The 21,386-nt window shown below is 38.7% G+C and carries 16 protein-coding genes, 1 pseudogene and 2 CRISPR repeat arrays; of the genes and pseudogenes, 14 read left to right on the top strand and 3 right to left on the bottom strand.

Annotated elements, in window-relative coordinates; all coding sequences use genetic code 11:
• The first annotated feature begins 7 nt into the window (after positions 1-7).
• The 10 genes from MK403_RS07950 to ftsY all read left to right on the top strand — a co-directional run bounded on the left by MK403_RS07950 (position 8) and on the right by ftsY (position 12,736).
• Positions 8-1,204, top strand: coding sequence for a hypothetical protein (locus tag MK403_RS07950; RefSeq protein ID WP_061416781.1), 1,197 nt, complete (start codon positions 8-10; stop codon positions 1,202-1,204).
• Positions 1,205-2,806 (top strand): type III-B CRISPR-associated protein Cas10/Cmr2, encoded by a 1,602-nt coding sequence (cas10, locus tag MK403_RS07945; protein WP_268709518.1) that lies wholly within the window; start codon positions 1,205-1,207, stop codon positions 2,804-2,806.
• Positions 2,806-4,098, top strand: coding sequence for a hypothetical protein (locus MK403_RS07940; protein ID WP_268709517.1), 1,293 nt, complete (start codon positions 2,806-2,808; stop codon positions 4,096-4,098). Before cas10 ends, MK403_RS07940 begins: the two co-directional genes overlap by 1 nt.
• A 4-nt stretch (positions 4,099-4,102) precedes the next feature.
• Positions 4,103-4,819, top strand: coding sequence for an RAMP superfamily CRISPR-associated protein (locus tag MK403_RS07935; protein WP_268709516.1), 717 nt, complete (start codon positions 4,103-4,105; stop codon positions 4,817-4,819).
• Positions 4,800-5,234 carry a hypothetical protein gene (locus MK403_RS07930; RefSeq protein ID WP_223326720.1) on the top strand — a complete coding sequence of 145 codons (435 nt, stop codon included), beginning with the start codon at positions 4,800-4,802 and terminating at the stop codon, positions 5,232-5,234. The genes MK403_RS07935 and MK403_RS07930 overlap by 20 nt, the downstream gene beginning before the upstream one ends.
• Before the next feature lie 2 nt (positions 5,235-5,236).
• Positions 5,237-6,049, top strand: coding sequence for a type III-B CRISPR module RAMP protein Cmr6 (gene cmr6, locus MK403_RS07925; protein ID WP_223326719.1), 813 nt, complete (start codon positions 5,237-5,239; stop codon positions 6,047-6,049).
• A 288-nt stretch (positions 6,050-6,337) separates the two neighbouring features.
• Positions 6,338-7,293: a CRISPR direct-repeat array (repeat unit 25 nt; unit sequence TACCTTACCTATAAGGAATTGAGAC).
• An 86-nt stretch (positions 7,294-7,379) separates the two neighbouring features.
• Positions 7,380-8,876 (top strand): hypothetical protein, encoded by a 1,497-nt coding sequence (locus MK403_RS07920; RefSeq protein ID WP_268709515.1) that lies wholly within the window; start codon positions 7,380-7,382, stop codon positions 8,874-8,876.
• A 119-nt stretch (positions 8,877-8,995) separates the two neighbouring features.
• Positions 8,996-9,469: a CRISPR direct-repeat array (repeat unit 25 nt; unit sequence TACCTTACCTATAAGGAATTGAGAC).
• Between the two features lie 370 nt (positions 9,470-9,839).
• Positions 9,840-10,631, top strand: coding sequence for a Cof-type HAD-IIB family hydrolase (locus tag MK403_RS07915; RefSeq protein ID WP_268709514.1), 792 nt, complete (start codon positions 9,840-9,842; stop codon positions 10,629-10,631).
• The gene (locus MK403_RS07910; RefSeq protein WP_268709513.1) at positions 10,631-11,449 is read left to right on the top strand and encodes a Cof-type HAD-IIB family hydrolase; all 819 of its coding nucleotides are present in this window, start codon (positions 10,631-10,633) and stop codon (positions 11,447-11,449) included. The genes MK403_RS07915 and MK403_RS07910 overlap by 1 nt, the downstream gene beginning before the upstream one ends.
• 3 nt (positions 11,450-11,452) lie before the next feature.
• Entirely contained in the window at positions 11,453-12,736 is a 1,284-nt protein-coding gene (gene ftsY, locus MK403_RS07905) for a signal recognition particle-docking protein FtsY (protein WP_268709512.1), read from the top strand.
• A 44-nt stretch (positions 12,737-12,780) separates the two neighbouring features.
• Here ftsY and zwf read toward each other — a convergent pair whose 3' ends face one another.
• The 3 genes from zwf to MK403_RS07890 form a co-directional block, all read right to left on the bottom strand.
• Complete coding sequence (gene zwf, locus MK403_RS07900; RefSeq protein ID WP_268709511.1) at positions 12,781-14,268, bottom strand: glucose-6-phosphate dehydrogenase; 1,488 nt, start codon at positions 14,266-14,268, stop codon at positions 12,781-12,783.
• Between the two features lie 149 nt (positions 14,269-14,417).
• Complete coding sequence (locus tag MK403_RS07895; protein ID WP_001096337.1) at positions 14,418-15,158, bottom strand: amino acid ABC transporter ATP-binding protein; 741 nt, start codon at positions 15,156-15,158, stop codon at positions 14,418-14,420.
• The gene (locus MK403_RS07890) at positions 15,158-17,323 is read right to left on the bottom strand and encodes an ABC transporter substrate-binding protein/permease (protein WP_049478192.1); all 2,166 of its coding nucleotides are present in this window, start codon (positions 17,321-17,323) and stop codon (positions 15,158-15,160) included. The genes MK403_RS07895 and MK403_RS07890 overlap by 1 nt, the downstream gene beginning before the upstream one ends.
• Before the next feature lie 180 nt (positions 17,324-17,503).
• Here MK403_RS07890 and uvrB point away from each other — a divergent pair, with 180 nt between their 5' ends.
• The 4 genes and pseudogenes from uvrB to MK403_RS07870 all read left to right on the top strand — a co-directional run.
• Positions 17,504-19,492, top strand: coding sequence for an excinuclease ABC subunit UvrB (gene uvrB, locus MK403_RS07885; protein WP_268709510.1), 1,989 nt, complete (start codon positions 17,504-17,506; stop codon positions 19,490-19,492).
• A 16-nt stretch (positions 19,493-19,508) separates the two neighbouring features.
• On the top strand, positions 19,509-20,012 hold the full coding sequence (locus MK403_RS07880) for a GNAT family N-acetyltransferase (protein WP_268709509.1): 504 nt from the start codon (positions 19,509-19,511) through the stop codon (positions 20,010-20,012).
• Positions 20,013-20,736: 724 nt separating this feature from the next.
• The gene (locus MK403_RS07875; protein ID WP_223329189.1) at positions 20,737-21,102 is read left to right on the top strand and encodes a hypothetical protein; all 366 of its coding nucleotides are present in this window, start codon (positions 20,737-20,739) and stop codon (positions 21,100-21,102) included.
• A gap of 31 nt (positions 21,103-21,133) precedes the next feature.
• Positions 21,134-21,337, top strand: a pseudogene (locus tag MK403_RS07870) (DUF2971 domain-containing protein); the annotation flags it as partial.
• Positions 21,338-21,386: the final 49 nt, after the last annotated feature.

Raw genomic sequence — 21,386 nt, 5'->3', positions numbered from 1 at the left:
GGATAAAATGGATATGGAATTTAGGAATTGTAAGTTAGAACTTGACTTAAAATGTCATGCGCCAATCATTCATTTCCAACCTAGTACGAATGCTAAAGGGGCTACTCTTAGGGCTAGTGAAGTGAAGCCGAAATTTGATAAATATATTTGGACGAAGGAACCTGAGGAACTTGCAACCTATGAACTGTTACCTTATAAGATGAAGTTTATAGAAAAAAAGAAAGAGGTGATAGATGAAAAAGTTGCAGATGAATATGTTGATATCCCTCTCTATTATGCTAAGGACCAAAAAAGAATGGTTATAACTAATCCAAGAATAGTCATTACTTGTTTTGATCCTATTCTTCAGAAATTGATAGTTAAGCATATCAAAAACTTTTTCATAGTGACAAATTTTGGAGCTGCCCAAGGAAAAGGATATGGCAGTTTCACAATTGATTCTGAGAAAAATGATCAGGTTGAGCAAGAAAATATTGAAAAAATCTTAATGGAAGAGTTTGGCTTAAAAACATTATATAAGATAGATTGTAATAAGCTAGTTGGAAAGTTAGCTAAGTTTGAAGCAATAAAAAAGATTTTTAGGATTATTGAAAACTTCTATAAGATTATTAAAGGAGGGATTAATCATAAGGAATATATAAAAGGTTTTTTGTTTATACATATGAATGAGAAGGGAATAAAAAATGAAAAAGTTGTTTTAAAAACAGAAATAATAGATCATCCATACGCTTCAAATCAAAACAAAGTAAAACAGGAACCCAAAATTAATAGCCATAAAGAGTGTTACGTTAGAGCATTGCTTGGTCTATCTTCTTCCTTTGCTTTTAAGGATCAAAGAAGGCAAAAAGGTGGTGCAGTTGATGTGAATATTAAAATTTCACATGCTGATGAAACTATCGAACGTTTCCCTTCTCCTTTAACGTTTAAGGTTATTAATAAGATTATTTATATTATTCCTAAACAAATTGACGAGCAGATATGGAACCAAAAATTTATTTTCACTTATGAACTTGGTAAGGATGTGAAGAATAGTAACGGTATCGATCCGAAAGTTAAACCAGAGGAACTAGAATTATACACTCCAGATTCAAATGAATTTTGTTTAGAAGATTTTTTAGAAGAGGCCGTTAGTTATTATAATAAAGAAGTGAATAAAATCAAAGGTCCACAAATAGTTAAATACCACCCCAAAGGAGATGAATAAATGCAATATGTAGGTATAACAATCGGTCCGATTTTTAAAACCATTGGAGAGGCGATCTCTCCGGCAGGTTTGTGGTTTGGCAGTTATTTTTTCTCAACGGTGACAAAGACGCTCTGTGAAAAACTTGTTGGGATTCCAAATGTTAAGATTTTTTCACCGTTTTATGATTTTAATAGTAATCAAAATCCACAAGAAGATGGTATTGGTCGTTACCATGATCGGATTTTACTTTCAGTTGATGATAATACAGTAACTGAGGAAGAATTAAAGAATATAATTTCAGCAGTGAAGAAAGAAATGGCTGGGAAATTTGGAAAGTTTAATTCAGGGCAGATTGAGAATTTTATTAACAATTATCTGAGAATTGATTTTGTTCTTCTTAATGAAGGAACTATAAACGAAATTATAGGAAAAAGAGAAAAAGCTGGAAATAACATAGCTATAATACTGAATGATGCTTTGGATGCGCTGGAGCTGATGGCAGCGGGTAAGGGAAGAACAGATATGAACTTATTTGCTTCGTTCTTTGCAGGCAAGAAAGGCAATCGGAATATCTATATTAAAGAAAGTAAGCTATTTACAGATACCAAACCAAATAGTCAGTTGGTTATAAAACATCCAGATGATAGTTCCGATTTAAAATCAATTGAAGACATTGCTCTATCTCGAAAGAAAGAGGAAAACTCCTCTGAAGAGATTCCTGATGGTGAGGTAGCACCGACCAGAAGCGAATACTATGCAGTCGTTAATTCAGATGGAGATAAGGTCGGAACTCTTTTGAAAGCTTTATGTAGAGATGTAGATATTTCTGAACAATCTGATAGGATAAACAGTTTTTCGAGGGCTTGTTTAGACTATGCTGGTGAAGCGGCTAAGCTTGTCGGAGATTATGGCGGGATGACTATTTATGCTGGTGGGGATGATTTACTGTTTATTGCTCCTGTTCATTCTCTTTTCTCCTTATGTAGTGAATTGGATGAAATGTTCAAAAAAACATTGAAACAAGGTCTGAAAGAAGTAAATCTGCCAGATGATAGCATCAATGTCAGCTTGTCCTTTGGTGTTGCTGTTCAGTATGTAAAATATCCTCTATATGAAGCACTGGAAAGAGCTAGAGTTCAACTTTATAAGGCTAAAGAAAGCTGCGGTAATCGTCTGGGGATAGAGTTAGTAAAACACAGCGGAAAAACCGTTCAATTGATGGTAGAAAATGAGAAGTTGGAGGCCATAGATAATCTGATAAAATATCGAGCAACTACGAACGATCAAGCACTGGAATCTGTCCTCTATAATCTACAAGATACAGAAATTATTTTTAAGTTGTTATTTGAGAAGACCTCACAGAATGCATTTGACCTTCAAGAATATAAAACCAGATTTTTAAATAACTTTAACAATCCTAACCAGTTGGCCTATCATGACTATCTGGGAAAAATAGCTAAATGTTTCTATGACAACTATTTGAAAGAGTATCATAAGCCAGTTACGAAAGTAAAGGTTGATGGGGTTTGTACAAAACGAAACATAAGTATAGGGGAATACTATACCAAGGAGTTGCAGGCTATTTTATTTTTGGTAAAGTTTTGGCAGGGAGGTAAGTGATGACAGACTATCTTGTGACGTTTAGACCGCTAGGAGACTATTCTTTTGGTTCAGATAGACGCTTTAGCTTTGTCGGTAAAAATAACTATTCGGAGGATGAATACGCTCCTTATTTTATCCGCACTAATCGCGTTCCTGAACAGTCCACAGTCTTTGGGATGATACGCTATCTTATCTTAGTCAGTAATGGGATTAAGCTGAAGCAGGATTTTCAGTATGATGGGAATACGCGAAATGATATCGAAGCTCTAATCGGAGTGAAGAGTTTTTCTCTAAATGGAGGTGTTCAAGATTTCGGAAAATTAGAAAAAATCTCTCCTATCTTTCTTCGTAAAATATGTAAAAATAGTGAGGAAATCGTCATACCAAATCCTTTTAACAACAAGCAGGGGAGAGAGGGGATTGCTCAGTTTGAACCAATGATACTAGAGGAAGAAATTACACTGCCAACTAGTTTTGGTGAAATCGCTCTACCTAAATCTAAGGAATATAATCCTAAAGAAGGGCATGGGGATGGCTATTACAATATTAACACAGGTCATTTAGAAGCAATCGAAGATATATTTAGGACTAAAGTAGTGACTGGTGTAAGGCGTGTTACGCAGAATGATCTGGTGAAACTGAGGCAAAATCTTCTAGATTTGTGTAAGTTGTTTGTGAATGCCACTATGAAACAGAAACAGGAAGTTTCTAATTTAGATAAGAATAGCAATCTTAGTTTAACTGAGTTTATCAATAATTTTATGGATTTGTTAGAAAAGTACAACAAAGGGGAAAAAAATCACTTTCAAGAAGAATTAGAAAAACTAATCAAAACTTTTGATGCTGACCATCTATTTAAGCGAGAGGTGCATCAGCTACAGAAAGACTATGAATTTGCTGTCTATGTAAAGGTTAAGGGTGATATTACATTGAAAAACAGTATTGTTCCTATGGGACAGAAAGGCACCCTTTTCAAGGTTTCTGTAAAAAAATCGAAAGATAATTTAAAAAGTGAAATCACAGAGCATTTCCAGAAGCATACTCCACAAGGCCAAACTTGGCAATACTGCCTATCAGATGTGTGCTTGGTAGATGATGTTATGGGCTTTGCAATTTTAGAGGAAAAACTAGTTCGCCAGCTTCATACAGACCTTAGTAAAAATCGTCTAAAAGGACTTGATTTACAAGGAACTAGCCTTCTTTATAAGGCAGGGAGCGTCTTTTATGGTGATAATGCTATTACGGTAAAAACTGGTTTAGAGCCAGCAGGCTACAATACTATCTATAAGATTACAGGAAGTAAGGAGTAAAAAAATGAAAGCAAAAATTTTTGTCATTGAATGTTTAACAAACTTGCATGTGGGCAATGGGGATGTTAATTTTAACATCATTGATAACGAAGTGGAGCGAGATGTTGTGACGGGATTTCCGACGATTAACTCCTCAGGCGTTAAAGGTGCTCTGAGGGCCTTCTTTGAAGAAAATAAGTTATCGGACATTATTAATGGAATATTCGGTTCGGAGGATAAAGGGAGTACTACTTCAGGATCATTAAAATTTCTTAGTGCGAATCTACTAGCTCTTCCAATTCGTTCAATAAGTGGCGATGATAAACCCTATTCAATACATGCTCCGAAAACAGCCTGTGAAGATTTTAACCAAATGATTGCAAATTTTCAATTAGAAAATGTTTCAATAGCAGATATGAAGGGTGGAGATGAGAAGATAACTCTGGACGCAGATAATTCTTGCTACGAAAAGTATGGTTTACCAGTAATTGCTCGGAATAAGGTCGGAGAACAAACTAATTTGTGGTATGAGGAAGTTGTGCCCCATAAGTCGATTTTCTATTTTGCAGTGGTGGATTCAACCAGTGAGGCGGATGGCCTTTTAGATGTGTTTACAGAGTCGGTGAGAGAAAAAATCATCCAGTTTGGTGCAAATGCTTCCGTAGGTTATGGGATTTGCAAGGTTATTAAAGTGATTTCAGGAAATGAAGAAGGAGCAAATAATGGACAAGAACAGAATTAATAAGTTGCTTCCTATTGCTGTTGAGGTGATTAAAAAAGAGCTTTCGGAGCCAATTCCAAATGAGTTTCGAGGATATATCGCTTCTTTTGGAGCGGCGGTTACTATGGGAAGTCTCCCTGCAGCAGTCGCCTACTATTCGGCTGCATCAAAAAATGCCAAAGAAGATCGTACCAAGCTACCTGTCATGATTTTGGAAGTTTTGAAGGGAGAAAACGTAGCTATTAAGGGAGAAAACGTAGCTATTACGGTAGACACCTTGTTTGACTATGTCACATCGTTCAAAAATGATAATGAGAGTTTCGCCATTAAAGAGGATGTATTGCATGCAGCCATTGCGATCAAACTAGGGTTAAACTTGTTTGAAATTGAGTCAAAGGATAAAAAAGTCAAGGAAGACGAGAAAAATGGAGGGTAAGGATGATGTTTAATTCAAAAAACATGTCTTATATTTACTATCATGAATATTTTGACGGCTTAAAAGAGCAGAAAGGAGCATCAGGTTTAGTTTATGAACTAGGTGGATCAAAATCTAGTGAGGAGCAATTTCGTGAGAGAAATATGGCTTTGCAGGATTTTAAATTTGACCTTTCTCTATCACCTCTGGAGCATTTGAAACATGCTTCAAAAGGTGTAGCAAGTGTTCAAACCTTTTCTTTGGAAACCATTTATCCTGGTCTCATGATAGGAACAGGCAATCCCCATGATTTGAAATCAAAGGGTTCTATATATTCTGGCTTTTCTTTTGATTATGTAACGGGACTGCCCTATATACTTGGCTCCTCTGTCAAAGGGGTACTGAAAAGCGTCTTTCCTAGGAAAGAAGATACCAAAGATGATATTAATCAACAAAAGATGGAGTATATTAAGTCACTTCTTAAACCAGGACTTTCTGATGAAGCAGTTTATGGCTTGAAAGATGATATTTTCGAAGATAATGATGTCTTTTTAGATGCTTATCCCTGTCCAACCTCTAAAAAAAATACGAAGCAACGGTGTTTAGCGTTGGAATTCATTACGCCTCATAGTGACATCATCAAGAATCCTATTCCAATCAACTGTCTGAAGGTTAAGCCTGGAATCTCTTTTGAATTTGGCTTTTATCTGAAAGATTGTCAGCTTTCGGATGGAGTTCAAATTACGGTTAAAGAAAAAATAGAGTTATTTAAAACTATCTTGACTGATGTAGGCATTGGCGCTAAAACGAATGTTGGTTTCGGACAGTTAGAGTAGTAGTGGTCCATCGACAAGGGTATTTACAAATCGTATCTGAGGGAGTCACGCAACTCACATAGCTCAAAAAGGTATAGAGGAGCTTGTTCATATTAAGGAGCCTGAATATAAGAACGCATTTACAAAGAGCTTAGAAACGAGTGAAGTCAGCTATTGTACAGGAGTTCAATCTTAGTTGGCAAGGGCGCTAGGACAAAAAAAGATCGATCGACTTTTTTCATTGAAATCTTGAAAAAAGCCCTGTTTTTTGATACAATCAATCTAGAAACAGCGAAAATGCTGTTGTAATACCTTACCTATAAGGAATTGAGACAAGGTTCTACCTCCAAAAATTTTTTGATTTGAAAATCTGGTAATACCTTACCTATAGGGAATTGAGACCGAAGCTTTTCATCTTTTACGAAAAGCCTTTCCAGTTCACAGCCTTGCTGGTTATACCTTACCTATAAGGAATTGAGACTTAACTTTTCCAGTTTGATTGCAAACACTACAAGGAAAAGTTCCTGGTTATACCTTACCTATAAGGAATTGAGACTTATCTTCGACAATTCCAGTTCTGTTGCAGACTTCACGTAATACCTTACCTATAAGGAATTGAGACGCAAACTCTGTTGACTTGTTTTCATCACTTGCACTTTCGGTTCTACCTTACCTATAAGGAATTGAGACCCTTGGTCAGGTTTTTCAGGAGTCGGTTTTTGATCTTGACCTTGGTTATACCTTACCTATAAGGAATTGAGACGTAAATTTCTTTGCTCATGTTGGTTTCCTCCTTGAAATAAAGTGTTCTACCTTACCTATAAGGAATTGAGACTTATTAGTCCTCTAGAAATAGCGCCTGTCTTTCTCCAAATATCGTTATACCTTACCTATAAGGAATTGAGACCTTCTTCGGCTTAGGGATTTCGATGTTTTCTTTCGGAACCCGTAATACCTTACCTAAAAGGAATTGAGACTCAACGTTTTGAACTTTAAATGGTTTGTTGAAGAAATCGTAGTCGAGTAATACCTTACCTATAAGGAATTGAGACTTTTTTCTGATAAATTCCAATGAGTGTAAATAGCAATACTACGTAATACCTTACCTATAAGGAATTGAGGCCGTCAATTCTGATTTGACTGCAATTCGTTCTTCCATTGGAACGTAATACCTTACCTATAAGGAATTGAGACTTTATTTAGAATACCTTGAAGATATTCTAGCTCCTCTTGATCGTTATACCTTACCTATAAGGAATTGGTTGCTTCAACTGAAAAAACTTGCGAGAGCAAGTTTTTTGTGGTATATTGGAAGTGCTTTCATGTTGAATGTCTTTATCGGAGGTTGTTTATGTCTGAGAGTCAATCTGTATATAGTCACCATATCTTTGTTTTGCCCTTTGCGGCCAAGGGGCTGGAGTCTTTTCCGAAGTCTTCCAATTGGAAGAAACTCAGCCAAGATGCCAATGAACTCCCCTATCTGAACGTAGAAGATGGTGAAAAAAGCGAGCGATTAAAGTACGCTTATCGCCGATATTTTAATAAAGAAGCAGAGGAGCTGATTTTCCGCAATCCTGAGCTAGTCACAAACTATGCTTATACTGGCTTAGAAAAAGGTGATGTGTATCGGATTTCTTATTATAATCAAATTGACAAACTTGAGTGTTATGACCTGACGCTTGACTATATCATGCTTCGTTATTTACCAAATTTAGAAGCAGGTTTCCTGATTTTCTCAATGGAAAATCGTCTCTATGATAAATTGGAAGATATTAAAAACATCAACCAGTATGGTCGTCATCTCTATGCTCCTTTTTTGACTCCATTGCTGTGTGATTTAGTCTCACCTAATAATATTGAGCTGATTAAGAGCGAAAAAATTGATGAGGCTCCACAGCCATCTGGCTTAATTTCTTCATATGGGATCATGTCGGCTCCGAAAGAAATCTTACAGGATTTCTTTGGCTTGCCTGAGGAAGCGATATTCCCAGAGGATATCTCGCAGTTTGAGTCTAAGCCTCATCTGGAGATCATCATTGATGACCGCATGTATGTGGTGAGCTACATGATGGTTCCTGAAGTAAAGGACTTGATTTATAAAACGGCGAATTGGGCGAATTTTGATGATTCGGAGCATAGTTTAGAGGAGATGAAGCTTCTTTTTAGTATTTTATACGTTGATAAGGGAGATTCAACATGTCTGAGTCGAGATATGCTGAAGGCAGAGCTGGAAAAGCTTCTCTATACGAGGTGGTCAGCTGAGGGAAGCCTTTATATGGCCAGCCAGCATTCCATGATTTTTATGAGTGGTTCTGTTTTTCCTGAATTTTTCCTAAAAGGTTACTTTTTGTCGGAATATCTGGACTTGGCTTTGATCACGCTCAGTCAGAGGATTGGTATTTTGAAGTATTCCAAGGATGCGGGGGATAGGGTCAATGCTAGAGTTTCGGATAAACTGAAGCTGCAAAAGGCTTACACGACCTTTAAAAATCAATTTTTGCTTCCAGAGCTGTGCCCGCAGGAGCAGGCGGTGGAAATCTATGAATTGCTACAAACCTCACTCTATATCGAGAAGCATATCAATCTCCTGGACAGTCAAATCAGTGAACTGCATGCTATCAGCCAGACAGAATCAAGTAATAAATTGAATGGCAGAGTATTAATGCTGACTGTTTTAAGTCTTGCTTTAGCAGCTATTCCGAATATCAAAGAACTGCAGGATAATTGTTTGACAATATGTGATCTGAGTCTGACCTATTCATCTTGGCTTACTTTGCTCATTTCTCTTCTGACAATTTGTTTCCTTCTTTCGACAATTTGTTTCTTCTATTTCAAAAAGCGAAAATAAATGTATATTATCTTGACATACGATGTGCATCGCAAACGCGTGGCCAAGGTTTTGAAATCTTGAAAAAAGCCCTATTTTTTGATACAATCAATCTAGAAACAGTGAAAATGCTGTTGTAATACCTTACCTATAAGGAATTGAGCCTGTTTCCGCTTTTACTGTTCTAGCCATTTGTGTTTACCTCATTTGTAATACCTTACCTATAAGGAATTGAGACTAGTCATACTTCGTGAATCCATAGGAAGCTGTAAATAGGTCTGTTCTACCTTACCTATAAGGAATTGAGACTTTTATTGATTACATCTGTACGTCCTGCATCTGAGAGCACATGGTACAGTAATACCTTACCTATAAGGAATTGAGACAAAACACTAGATTCGCCACTTTTTGCAGCGGCTAACAAAGTTTCTTTGAGTTATACCTTACCTATAAGGAATTGAGACGTGTGTTGTCTTTCATAAAAGTTCTTTTCATTTTTATACCTCCGTTCTACCTTACCTATAAGGAATTGAGACAAACCTGAATATGTACTTAATGTATCATAATCCATGTTATAGCCTTTAAGTTCTACCTTACCTATAAGGAATTGGCTGTGTGTCTTTGTCTGTCTCCAAGGCACCAAAAAAGCGAGCAAATTCTTGTCTGCTGGGAAGCCTGAGAATTTGTTCGCTTTTTGTTTTGTAAAAATTATCAAGAAAAACTCTCTTAGTAGGAGAGTTTTTTCCGTGTTTCAACCATGATAGTATAGAGTTTAAGTTAGATGGCTGGTCAGTTTTTTTGTTACTTCGTGATAGTGTTGCGAATATTTATTGGTCTATTAGGTTAAATTAAAAACATTCTGTTCTATTTCATTTACCGAAAAAGAACAGCTATCCAGCAGCCACTCCTACTGTACTAGTCCTTTTTCAGCTTATCTATGGTATAATAGAAGGTAGATTTATCAATTGGAGTATGAAGGATTTTATGATTAAACTTGTAGCAACCGATATGGATGGAACCTTTCTAGATGGAGAGGGGCGGTTTGATATGGAACGCCTCAAAAACTTGCTTGTTTCCTACAAGGAAAAGGGGATTTATTTTGCAGTGGCTTCGGGTCGCGGTATCTTGTCGCTGAAAAAGCTATTTGCGGATGTGCGTGATGAAATGATTTTTATAGCTGAAAATGGGAGTTATGTTGAGTTTCATGGAGAGGATATGTACGAGGCTACTATGTCTCGGGACTTTTACTTGAGCACTTTTGAAGCTTTAAAGAAATCTCCTTATTTTGATGAAAGAAAAATGCTCTTGACTGGGAAAAAAGCTTGTTACGTATTAGACACAGTGGATGAGACCTATCTGATGTTTAGTCGTCACTACAATGAAAATATTCAAAAAGTAGCGAGTTTGGAAGATATCACGGATGAGATTTTTAAATTCACCACCAACTTTACAGAAGATACGATAGAAGCTGGAGAGGCCTGGGTCAACGAAAACGTTTCTGGTGTGAAAGCCATGACAACAGGTTTTGAATCTATTGACATTGTCTTGGATTACGTTGATAAGGGTGTGGCTATTATTGAGTTAGCCAAAAAACTTGGTCTAACCATGGACCAGGTTATGGCGTTTGGAGATAACCTCAATGACCTTCACATGATGCAGGTCGTCGGGCATCCAATTGCACCTGAAAATGCGCGACCAGAGATTTTAGAATTAGCAGAAACAGTGATTGGCCACCACAAGGACCAGTCAGTGATGGCTTATATGGAGGACTTGTAATGGCAGATATTAAATTGATTGCACTCGATTTGGATGGTACCTTACTGACAACGGATAAAAAGCTGACAGATCGAACTAAGAAAGTCCTCAAAGCTGCGCGTGATCGTGGCATCAGGGTCGTACTGACAACGGGTCGTCCTCTGAAGGCTATGGATTTCTTTCTCAAGGAGTTGGGAACAGATGGACAGGAGGATGAGTACACCATCACCTTTAATGGAGGGCTTGTTCAGAAAAATACAGGGGAGATTCTCGATAAAACAGTCTTTTCAATCGACGATGTGACACGATTGTACGAGGAAACTGAAAAACTAGGTTTACCGTTAGATGCCATTTCAGAAGGAACAGTCTATCAAATCCGGTCGGACCAAGAAAGTCTCTATGCTAAGTTTAATCCAGCTCTGACTTTCGTGCCAGTCGCTTTTGAAGAGCTATCTAGTCAAATAACTTATAATAAATGCGTGACTGCCTTTGCCCAAGAACCCTTGGATGCAGCCATTCAAAGGATTTCTCCAGACTTATTTGACCAATATGAAATCTTCAAATCGCGTGAACTCTTACTGGAATGGTCACCGAAAAACGTTCACAAGGCAACAGGTTTAGCGAAATTAATTAAACACCTAGGAATCGATCAAAGTCAGGTCATGGCTTGTGGGGACGAGGCCAATGACCTTTCTATGATTGAGTGGGCAGGTCTGGGAGTTGCCATGCAAAATGCAGTTCCAGCAGTTAAGGCAGTTGCCAATGTGATTACCCCGATGACCAACGACGAGGAAGCCGTTGCCTGGGCTATCGAAGAATACGTGCTAAAGGAGAATTAGAATATGGGATTATTTGACCGTTTATTCGGGAAAAAAGAAGAGCCGAAAATCGAAGATGTTGTAAAAGAAGCACTGGAAAATCTTGATTTGTCAGAAGAGGTTGAAGAGAGCCAAGCGGCAGTCGAAGAAACAGCGACGGACAAAGTGGAAGAAACACCTGCTCAAGGAGAACTTCCTCAGATCTCGACAGAAGAAGTTATTGAACCAGAAGCAGTCGAAGAAACTGCTCAGGAAGAGCTTGAGCTAGAATCTGATGAGCTAGAGCAAAGCCAAGAGGCAGAAGAAGTTCTTGAAGAAGAGAACTTAGAAACAGAAGAAGAGCTAGCGTCTGAAGTAGTAGAAGAATATCCACAAGTTGAAGAAACTGTTCAGGAAAAATATGACCGCAGTCTCAAGAAAACGCGTACGGGATTCGGTGCACGCTTGAATGCCTTCTTTGCCAACTTCCGCTCTGTCGATGAAGACTTTTTTGAAGAATTGGAAGAATTGCTCATCATGAGTGACGTCGGTGTGCAGGTCGCTTCGAACCTAACAGAAGAGCTACGCTATGAAGCCAAATTAGAAAATGCTAAGAAACCTGACGCACTCCGCCGTGTCATTATCGAGAAATTGGTTGAGCTCTACGAAAAGGATGGCAATTACGATGAACAAATCCATTTCCAAGATGGCTTGACAGTTATGCTCTTTGTTGGTGTTAACGGTGTTGGGAAGACAACTTCTATTGGGAAATTAGCTCATCGTTACAAGCAAGCTGGCAAGAAAGTCATGCTGGTTGCTGCGGATACCTTCCGTGCGGGTGCGGTGGCCCAGCTAGCTGAATGGGGGCGGCGTGTTGATGTTCCTGTTGTGACGGGGCCTGAGAAAGCTGATCCAGCAAGTGTGGTCTTTGATGGGATGGAACGTGCTGTAGCAGAAGGTATTGATATTCTCATGATTGATACAGCAGGTCGTCTGCAAAACAAGGACAACCTCATGGCTGAGTTGGAAAAGATTGGTCGTATTATCAAGCGTGTCGTTCCAGAGGCACCACATGAAACCTTCCTGGCACTCGATGCTTCAACTGGACAGAATGCCCTGGTACAAGCCAAGGAATTTTCTAAGATAACACCATTGACAGGAATTGTTTTGACAAAAATTGACGGTACTGCCCGAGGTGGTGTTGTACTGGCAATTCGAGAAGAACTCAATATCCCTGTAAAATTGATCGGTTTCGGTGAAAAAATCGATGATATTGGGGAATTTAACTCAGAAAACTTTATGAAGGGTCTCTTAGAAGGCTTGATTTAATACAAAATAAATATCCTGCAAGATTGACTTGCAGGATATTTTTGCTATTCTAAACGGCCATCTTCACGATAGGCGATATCTGGTTGCCAGGTCCATTTAGCTCCATACTTCTCAAGTAAGTCAAAGCTAGCTTGTGGCCCCATGCTTCCAGCTTTATAATCGTAGAGTGGTGCTCCGTTTTCATCCCAGAGCTTTTCGATACGGTCAATCAATTTCCACGAAGCACTTACCTCATCCCAGTGGCTAAAATTGGTTGAGTTGTTGTTCAAAACATCGTAGATTAATTTCTCGTAAGGATCTGGTGAGGCTCCAGTAGCAGTAGCATCTGTACGGTAATCCAGAGAGCTTGGTGCCAGGTTAAATTCTTCACCGACTTGCTTCCCATTGAGGCTAAGAGAGAATCCTTCAGTTGGTTGGATATAGATGGTCAAGATATTTGGTGCCAAAGGCTCACCGAAGATAGAGTCCATTTGCTTAAAGACGATATTGACGTGAGTACCTTTTTCAGTCAGACGTTTCCCTGTACGGAAGAAAAAGGGAACACCACGGAAGCGATCGCTGTCTACAAAGAAGGCACCAGATGCAAAGGTTTCTGTTGTAGATTCAGGATCGACATTTGGCTCGCTACGATAGGAAATGTATTTCATGCCATCGATTTTACCAGAGCGATACTGACCACGGATAAACTGTTCTTTCAGTTCTTCCTTAGTTGGATGATAGAGGTTTTTAAATACCTTAATCTTCTCAGCGCGAATTTCATCTTTTGTAAAGCTAGCTGGTTTGTCCATGGCTAGAAGAGAGAGAAGTTGTAGAGTATGGTTTTGCACCATATCACGGAGGGCACCAGATTCATCATAGTAGCCACCGCGTTCTTCAACACCCAAGCGTTCCGCAAAGGTAATTTGAACATTATCGATGTGCTCACGGTTCCAAACATTCTCAAAGATCATGTTGGCAAAACGAACAGCAAAGATACTCTGAATCATCTCTTTACCTAAGTAATGGTCGATACGGTAGATTTGCTCTTCATCAAAGGCCGCAAGGAGATCCTCATTGAGTTTGCTAGCTGTTTCGTAGTCTGTACCAAATGGTTTCTCAACGATCAAGCGCTCAAAACCTTTGCCATCGACAATGTTTTCAGATTTGAGGTGCTTAGCAATAGTTCCAAAGAACTGAGGCGCCATAGACAAGAAGAAGAGCTTATTGTGTTCAGCTTGGTATTTTTCATTCAGCTCAGCTTGTAATTGGCGTAAAGCAATGTAATGTTCCGTATCATTCACATCATGGCTTTGATAGTAGAAGTGGCTAGCGAATTCTTGGGCTTGCTCGGTACTATCTGCCAAATCAAGGATGGATTCGACAACTACAGATTCAAAATATTCCTTACTCCAAGGTCTACGAGCTGTTCCGATAACAGCAAAATGCTCAGAGAGATTGCCTGATTTATAGAGTCTGAAAAGGGAAGGGTAGAGTTTGCGTTTAGCTAAATCTCCACTCGCACCGAAAATTGTAACAATAACCTTTGATGACATCTAGCTACCTAATTTCTATATTTTTTCCTAGTCGGACTAGGGATGAGATTTCCTCATTATCATAGTTTTTATTTTATCATAATTTTCAAAAAAATCAAAAAATCCAATACGCAATAAAAAAACTGTAAGGAAAACCTTACAGTTTCGACTTATACGTTTAAGACCTTGTCCAAAAACTCTTTTAGACGAGGGTGTTGTGGATTATCAAAGATTTGATCAGGTGTTCCATCTTCCAGGAATTCACCATCAGCCGTAAAGATAACACGGTTGGCTACCTGACGAGCAAATCCCATCTCATGGGTTACGATAATCATGGTCATGCCTTGTTCCGCCAATTCCTTCATAACATTCAGTACATCTCCAACCATTTCAGGGTCAAGAGCGGAAGTTGGCTCATCAAAGAGCATGATATCAGGATTCATGGCAAGTCCACGAGCAATAGCTACACGCTGTTTCTGACCACCTGAAAGACTATCTGGATTGGCATTAGCTTTATCTGCTAGTCCAACCTTTTCAAGCAACTCCATCCCCAATTTTTCAGCTTCTTCTTTGGTCATTCGTTTGTGTTCAATAGGAGCAAAAGTGATATTCTCTAAGACGGACATATGAGGAAAGAGGTTGAAGTGTTGGAAGACCATTCCCACGTTCTCACGAACATGGTCGACATTGGTTGACTTTTCAGTCAAATCATAACCATTCACTGTGATGTGGCCACTCGTTACCTCCTCAAGAAGGTTAAGGCTACGGAGGAAAGTGGATTTACCAGAACCGGAAGGACCGATGATACAAACAACATCTCCTTCATAGAATTTAGTAGTAATGCCTTTTAAAACTTCGTTTTTTCCATAATACTTATGCAAATCATTTACATCAATTTTTAGTTTTGCCATTAACGAATCCTCTTTTCTAAGCGTTTCGCTAGTCTAGTCAAAAGCGTGATAATTACAAGATAGAAGATAGCAAGGATTGCATACATCTTGAAACTTTGGTAGTTACGGGCGATGATGATCTTACCAGTTTGGAAAAGTTCCACCAAACCGATAGCAGACACGATGGTTGTATCTTTAAGAGCGATAACGAATTGGTTGACGAAGTTTGGCAACATCAATTTAGTCGCTTGTGGCAAGATAATCTTACGCATGGTTTTTCCATAAGAGATACCAAGACTGCGGCTGGCCTCCATTTGCCCAACTGGAACAGCTTGAATCCCACCACGAACAATTTCAGCGATATAAGCAGCAGCATTGAGTGAGAGGGCAATAGTACCAGCTACAAAGTCATTGATTGGACTTTGTTGGCCTGTAATGGACTCGATGAAGTTTGGAATTCCCCAGAAAATGAAGGCTGCAAGAATCATCAAGGGAATTCCTCGAATAACGTCAACGAAAATCTCAGAGATTAGACGAAGAGATTTGTATGGGCTAACACTAAACATACCAAAGATAATCCCGATGACAATGGCAATTGCAAATGAAATAAGCGCTAGAGCAAGAGTGATTCCAAGTCCACTAAGAAGTTGTTTGTAGTTGTTTTGAAGCAAGCCCCAGATAGTAGTTTCGTCAACCGTACTTGTAGAGTTAGTTGAAGATTCGCTAGCTAGATACTTGTCAAGAATCTTTTGGAATTCTCCGTTAGCTTTGAGGTTAGCAAGTCCATTATTGAACATCTGGATCAATTCAGGGTTTGTTCCTTTTTTAACCGCAAAGGCTGTTTCACCGATTGGAGTCCCAGCGATTGGCGTTTTCAATTTTTGTCCTTGACTGATAGAATATTTGAGAACGGGCTCATCATCCATCACAGCATCGATAGATCCAGTATTCAGACTGTCATACATTGATGCGCCATCTGCAAAGGTTTTAATCTTATAACCGTATTTGCTTTGATTTTCAGTAAGGAACGTTTGAGAAGCAGTTCCGTTTTTAACACCGACAGTTTTATCCTTGAGGTCTTCATAAGAAGCAATCGTGCTTGATTCTTTCACACCGAGAATCGTATTTGCTGTGTAGTATGATTCTGAGAAGTCAAAGGTTTCCTTACGGGCATCTGTTACAGACATACCAGCAATGATACCATCTGCTTGTCCTGCTTGAACAGCACTGATGGCTGCGTCAAATCCTGGGTTGGTAATTTCAATTTCAAAACCTTGATCTTTGGCAATGGCCTTGATAAGGTCCATATCAATACCGGTGTATTGATTGCTTGAATTTTGAAAGACGAATGGGGCGAAAGATGAGTCGCTGGCAATAATGTACTTGCTTTTCACTGGAGTAGCTTTTTGTCCAGCAGCAGTAGTTGTCGTTGGGCTTGCAGTAGTTGTAGAAGCTGTCCATTTTTGGATGATTTGCTCCAAGCTACCATCCTTCTTCATTTGGGCTAGGGCTTCGTTAAACTCGGTAACCAAGTGTTCATACTTGCTTCCTTTCTTGACACCAAAGGCAAAGCTTCCAACAGCTTCACCATCCATATTGATGCTGAGATCTTGTCCTTGGTTAATCGCATACTCGATAACAGGTTTATCATCCATGATGGCATTTACAGCACCAGCACTTAGACTGTTATTCATCAAATCACCAGTATCAAAGGTTTTAATAGAGAAACCGTATTTATCTTTGATACTTTCGAGGAAACGTTGAGCGGCAGTTCCGTTCTTAACTCCAACTGTTTTCCCGCTAAGTTCCTCATATTTGGTGATTTTATTTGCCTTTGTGGTAGCAATGACAACTTTTGTATCATAATAGGTATCAGACATGGTAAAGACATTTTCACGCTCTTTTGTTTTTGTCATACCTGCCATAATGGCATCTGCTTGACCTGACTGCACTGCATTTACAGCTGCGTCAAAGCCAGGATAAGACATTTGGATGTTCCATCCTTTGATTTCTGCGACTTTATTGATAATATCAACATCAATCCCTTTATAGGTTTGATCTGAATCTTTAAACTCAAAAGGTGCGTAAGCTGTATCAGATACAATCTTAACAGTATCAGCTTTTGCCATACCTAGTGAGAAAATGGGAAATAAAATGAGCAAACATGCTAGTATTTTTTTCTTCATTTTTAGTCTCCTTTTCCGAATATTTTCCCATTATATCAGAAAATGAATGAAAAGGCAAATTTTATGAATTTTATGTAAGGAAATATAACATGAGATACTCGCTCTTATCAACCTAGAGTAGAGTCTGAAAAGTAAATTTATGGTAAAATAGAAGGATAGAAAAATGCAGATGAGGCAATCATGATTAATAGAATTACAGATAATAAATTTAAACTAGTATCAAAATACCAACCTTCAGGAGATCAACCACAAGCGATTGAGCAGTTGGTTGACAATATCGAGGGTGGAGAAAAGGCTCAGATTCTGATGGGGGCTACGGGTACAGGGAAGACCTATACCATGAGTCAGGTTATTTCCAAAGTCAATAAACCTACTTTGGTCATTGCCCATAACAAAACCCTAGCTGGCCAGCTCTATGGGGAGTTCAAGGAATTTTTCCCTGAAAATGCAGTCGAGTACTTCGTGTCTTACTATGATTATTACCAACCAGAGGCCTATGTCCCTTCGAGCGATACCTACATTGAGAAAGATAGTTCCGTCAATGACGAGATTGATAAGCTTCGCCATTCAGCGACTTCAGCACTTTTGGAGCGCAATGATGTCATCGTTGTGGCTTCTGTCTCTTGTATCTATGGTTTGGGTTCGCCTAAGGAATATGCTGATAGCGTGGTAAGTTTGCGTCCAGGTCTTGAGATTTCTCGTGACAAACTCTTGAATGACTTGGTCGATATACAGTTTGAACGCAATGATATTGATTTCCAACGAGGAAGATTTCGCGTTCGTGGGGATGTGGTGGAGATTTTCCCAGCTTCCCGAGATGAACACGCTTTTCGAGTAGAGTTTTTTGGGGATGAGATTGACCGTATCCGCGAGGTTGAGGCTTTGACAGGTCAGGTACTGGGAGAAGTGGATCATTTGGCGATTTTCCCTGCCACTCACTTTGTGACCAATGACGACCACATGGAGGTTGCTATTGCGAAAATTCAAGCAGAATTAGAAGAGCAGTTAGCTGTCTTTGAGAAGGAAGGTAAACTGCTAGAAGCCCAGCGTTTGAAACAGCGGACAGAGTATGATATTGAGATGTTACGTGAGATGGGTTATACAAATGGGGTTGAGAACTACTCTCGTCACATGGATGGTCGAAGCGAGGGAGAGCCTCCTTATACGCTGCTCGACTTCTTCCCGGATGATTTCTTAATTATGATTGATGAAAGCCATATGACCATGGGGCAGATTAAGGGCATGTACAATGGAGACCGTTCGCGTAAGGAAATGCTGGTCAATTATGGTTTTCGTTTGCCGTCTGCCTTGGACAATCGTCCGCTACGCCGGGAGGAGTTTGAAAGCCATGTGCATCAGATTGTTTACGTTTCAGCGACACCCGGTGACTATGAGAAAGAACAGACGGATACGGTTATTGAGCAGATCATCCGTCCGACAGGGCTTCTGGATCCAGAAGTGGAAGTCCGTCCAACCATGGGGCAGATTGATGATCTCTTAGGTGAAATCAATGCCCGTGTTGAAAAGAACGAACGAACCTTTATCACAACCTTGACCAAGAAAATGGCAGAGGACTTAACTGACTACTTCAAAGAAATGGGCATCAAAGTCAAGTACATGCACTCGGACATCAAGACCTTGGAGCGGACAGAGATTATTCGTGACCTGCGTTTGGGTGTCTTTGATGTTTTGGTCGGAATCAACCTGCTTCGCGAAGGGATTGATGTGCCTGAAGTAAGTTTGGTTGCCATTCTCGATGCTGATAAGGAAGGATTCCTCCGTAACGAGCGTGGATTGATTCAGACCATTGGACGTGCTGCCCGTAATAGCGAAGGACATGTTATCATGTACGCTGATACCATGACTCAGTCTATGCAACGTGCTATTGATGAAACGGCTCGTCGTCGGAAAATCCAGATGGCTTATAATGAAGAGCATGGTATCGTTCCACAAACCATTAAGAAAGAAATCCGTGACCTAATCGCCGTAACCAAGGCAGTTTCCAAAGAAGAGGACAAGGAAGTCGATATCAATAGCCTCAACAAACAAGAGCGCAAAGAACTTGTCAAGAAACTCGAAAAACAAATGCAAGAAGCCGTCGAAGTACTTGACTTTGAACTAGCAGCCCAGATTCGTGATATGATGCTGGAAGTGAAGGCGTTGGGATAGGAAAGGATAAAAATAAATGGATCTTACTATCAAACAGATGGAAACTCCTGAAGAGATAGAAGGAAAATCCCTCGTTCACTGGCAAACGTGGAGAGAGGCTTATGACGACTTTTTGCCTGCAGAATTTCAGGAGACAATGACATTAGAAAGATGTCGATTCTTTAGTCAAAAATATCCAGAAAATACATTGATTGCGATGGACGGCATGAAGGTAGTTGGTTTTATCAGTTATGGAAACTTTCGTAATGAGACTATTCAAGCTGGTGAAATTATCGCCTTATATGTTTTAAAAGACTATTATGGAAAAGGTATTGCTCAGAAGTTAATGACGGAAGCTCTGACTACTCTTGAACATTTCTCTGAAATATTCTTATGGGTATTAAAAGAAAATAAGCGAGCCATTGCTTTTTATCAAAAAATGGGTTTTACTGTTGATGGCCAAGAAAAAATACTTGAACTTGGAAAGCCTATCATTGAAATTAGAATGGTATTTAAGAGTTCAACAAAATCAGAGAGTTAAATGCAAGGACAGTTGTGATTTGTTTTCAGATTGCACAATGAACAAATGATTACGTTTTAGAATATATTTTTAAATAGGAAGAAGTTATTGTGAAAGTAAAAGAGACGAAGTATAAGAAGTCATCGGGGCTAGATTCTCATAAATTAGTAGGGTTCTGTCTTATATTGAGTTTGGTATTAGTGATAGGATTTGGTGTTAATCAAATTTTTAATATCTTACCAATTCCATTGCCCTACAAGGAAATCAATTATAGTTTTCCCTTGTATCTGAATCTTTTTTGTTTAGTTTATAGGGTATTTGACTATTTTTTTCTAGACTCGTCTAGAAAAAAGGTGACCCTAAAAAGATTTACTGAATTATTTATCTATCTTAATAGTATCGGTTTAATTGTACATCTTTTTATAGGGATTGGTGGGAAAAACAGTAAGGGTATTCTGCCTTCCCTCTTAACCTTAGATCACCGCTACATCTGGTTTCCAATTTCAACTTACCTGTTCTTTTTCTCCCTTGCTGGCTTAACCGTTCTATTGCAGAATCATATGAAAAAATGAGGAATATACCATGATGAAACATTTAACTTTTTTAGAATGGTCTATCTGATTTTACTAGCATTTGTCCTTATCGATTTTGCCTTTCAATATTTGGTTTATCATTCACCCCCATTCTTTGGGACAGTTGGCTTTTCCTTTTAATTTTTACTCTGTTTATTCACTTTTGGAGACCTTTGGTAATTCTTGATCTTCTTTTTGGGATAGTTGGAATACAATTTATTCCTATAGTATTTAATACAGGGCTCTTTTTACCAGTTATTTTGGTTATGGCGCATAATATTTGTGATTATTTTAAGAACCGATATCATCTCTTAGAAGGAATCCGTAGCGCTTTTTGTAGTTTCTATATCTGGTTATTTGTAATTGTCGTTTTCGCCTTTACTCCAAATCCTCCTGTTCCAATCACTATTGATTATGAAGTTCAGGAACAAGAAATCGTCATTCAAAAAGGATATTTGCTTCATGAAGTATATTATTACCATGAACGAATAAATCCCTTAATTATGAAATCTAAAATCAAGTACGAAAAAGTCATTTAATATAGAAAGAGAGTCCTATGTCCTGTTCCAAATTAATGATTTTAGAAAGTATATTGTATTAAGCTCGAAAGATAATGGCAGATATGATTTATTTGTATACATCAATCTGGCACCTTTGAAATACTCAAAAGTAATCCTAGGCCCAAAGGTTACGGACGCAGACTATATTGCTCCTTATCTCAAACTTGCCAATCCTGATATAGAGATAGAAAGCTCGAAAATCCCTTATCGTTAAGTTTAGAAAAAATTAAAGCTTCAAAGAAATTATAATCTTTTATTAATAA

The sequence above is a fragment of the Streptococcus oralis genome, assembly GCF_026782285.1.
Lineage (GTDB): Bacteria > Bacillota > Bacilli > Lactobacillales > Streptococcaceae > Streptococcus > Streptococcus oralis_CG.
Note: the sequence above shows the minus strand (reverse complement) of the source record. Positions and strands in the feature narration are given on the sequence as shown.

Bases quoted from the DNA above. Each gene is read 5' to 3' on its own strand.
- MK403_RS07915 (WP_268709514.1), top strand. From the start codon at position 9,840: ATGATTAAACTTGTAGCAACCGATATGGATGGAACCTTTCTAGATGGA.
- MK403_RS07890 (WP_049478192.1), bottom strand. From the start codon at position 17,323: ATGAAGAAAAAAATACTAGCATGTTTGCTCATTTTATTTCCCATTTTC.
- MK403_RS07895 (WP_001096337.1), bottom strand. From the start codon at position 15,158: ATGGCAAAACTAAAAATTGATGTAAATGATTTGCATAAGTATTATGGA.
- MK403_RS07950 (WP_061416781.1), top strand. From the start codon at position 8: ATGGATATGGAATTTAGGAATTGTAAGTTAGAACTTGACTTAAAATGT.
- MK403_RS07920 (WP_268709515.1), top strand. From the start codon at position 7,380: ATGTCTGAGAGTCAATCTGTATATAGTCACCATATCTTTGTTTTGCCC.
- MK403_RS07880 (WP_268709509.1), top strand. From the start codon at position 19,509: ATGGATCTTACTATCAAACAGATGGAAACTCCTGAAGAGATAGAAGGA.
- ftsY (WP_268709512.1), top strand. From the start codon at position 11,453: ATGGGATTATTTGACCGTTTATTCGGGAAAAAAGAAGAGCCGAAAATC.
- MK403_RS07910 (WP_268709513.1), top strand. From the start codon at position 10,631: ATGGCAGATATTAAATTGATTGCACTCGATTTGGATGGTACCTTACTG.
- MK403_RS07935 (WP_268709516.1), top strand. From the start codon at position 4,103: ATGAAAGCAAAAATTTTTGTCATTGAATGTTTAACAAACTTGCATGTG.
- zwf (WP_268709511.1), bottom strand. From the start codon at position 14,268: ATGTCATCAAAGGTTATTGTTACAATTTTCGGTGCGAGTGGAGATTTA.
- MK403_RS07940 (WP_268709517.1), top strand. From the start codon at position 2,806: ATGACAGACTATCTTGTGACGTTTAGACCGCTAGGAGACTATTCTTTT.
- uvrB (WP_268709510.1), top strand. From the start codon at position 17,504: ATGATTAATAGAATTACAGATAATAAATTTAAACTAGTATCAAAATAC.
- MK403_RS07930 (WP_223326720.1), top strand. From the start codon at position 4,800: ATGGACAAGAACAGAATTAATAAGTTGCTTCCTATTGCTGTTGAGGTG.
- cmr6 (WP_223326719.1), top strand. From the start codon at position 5,237: ATGATGTTTAATTCAAAAAACATGTCTTATATTTACTATCATGAATAT.
- cas10 (WP_268709518.1), top strand. From the start codon at position 1,205: ATGCAATATGTAGGTATAACAATCGGTCCGATTTTTAAAACCATTGGA.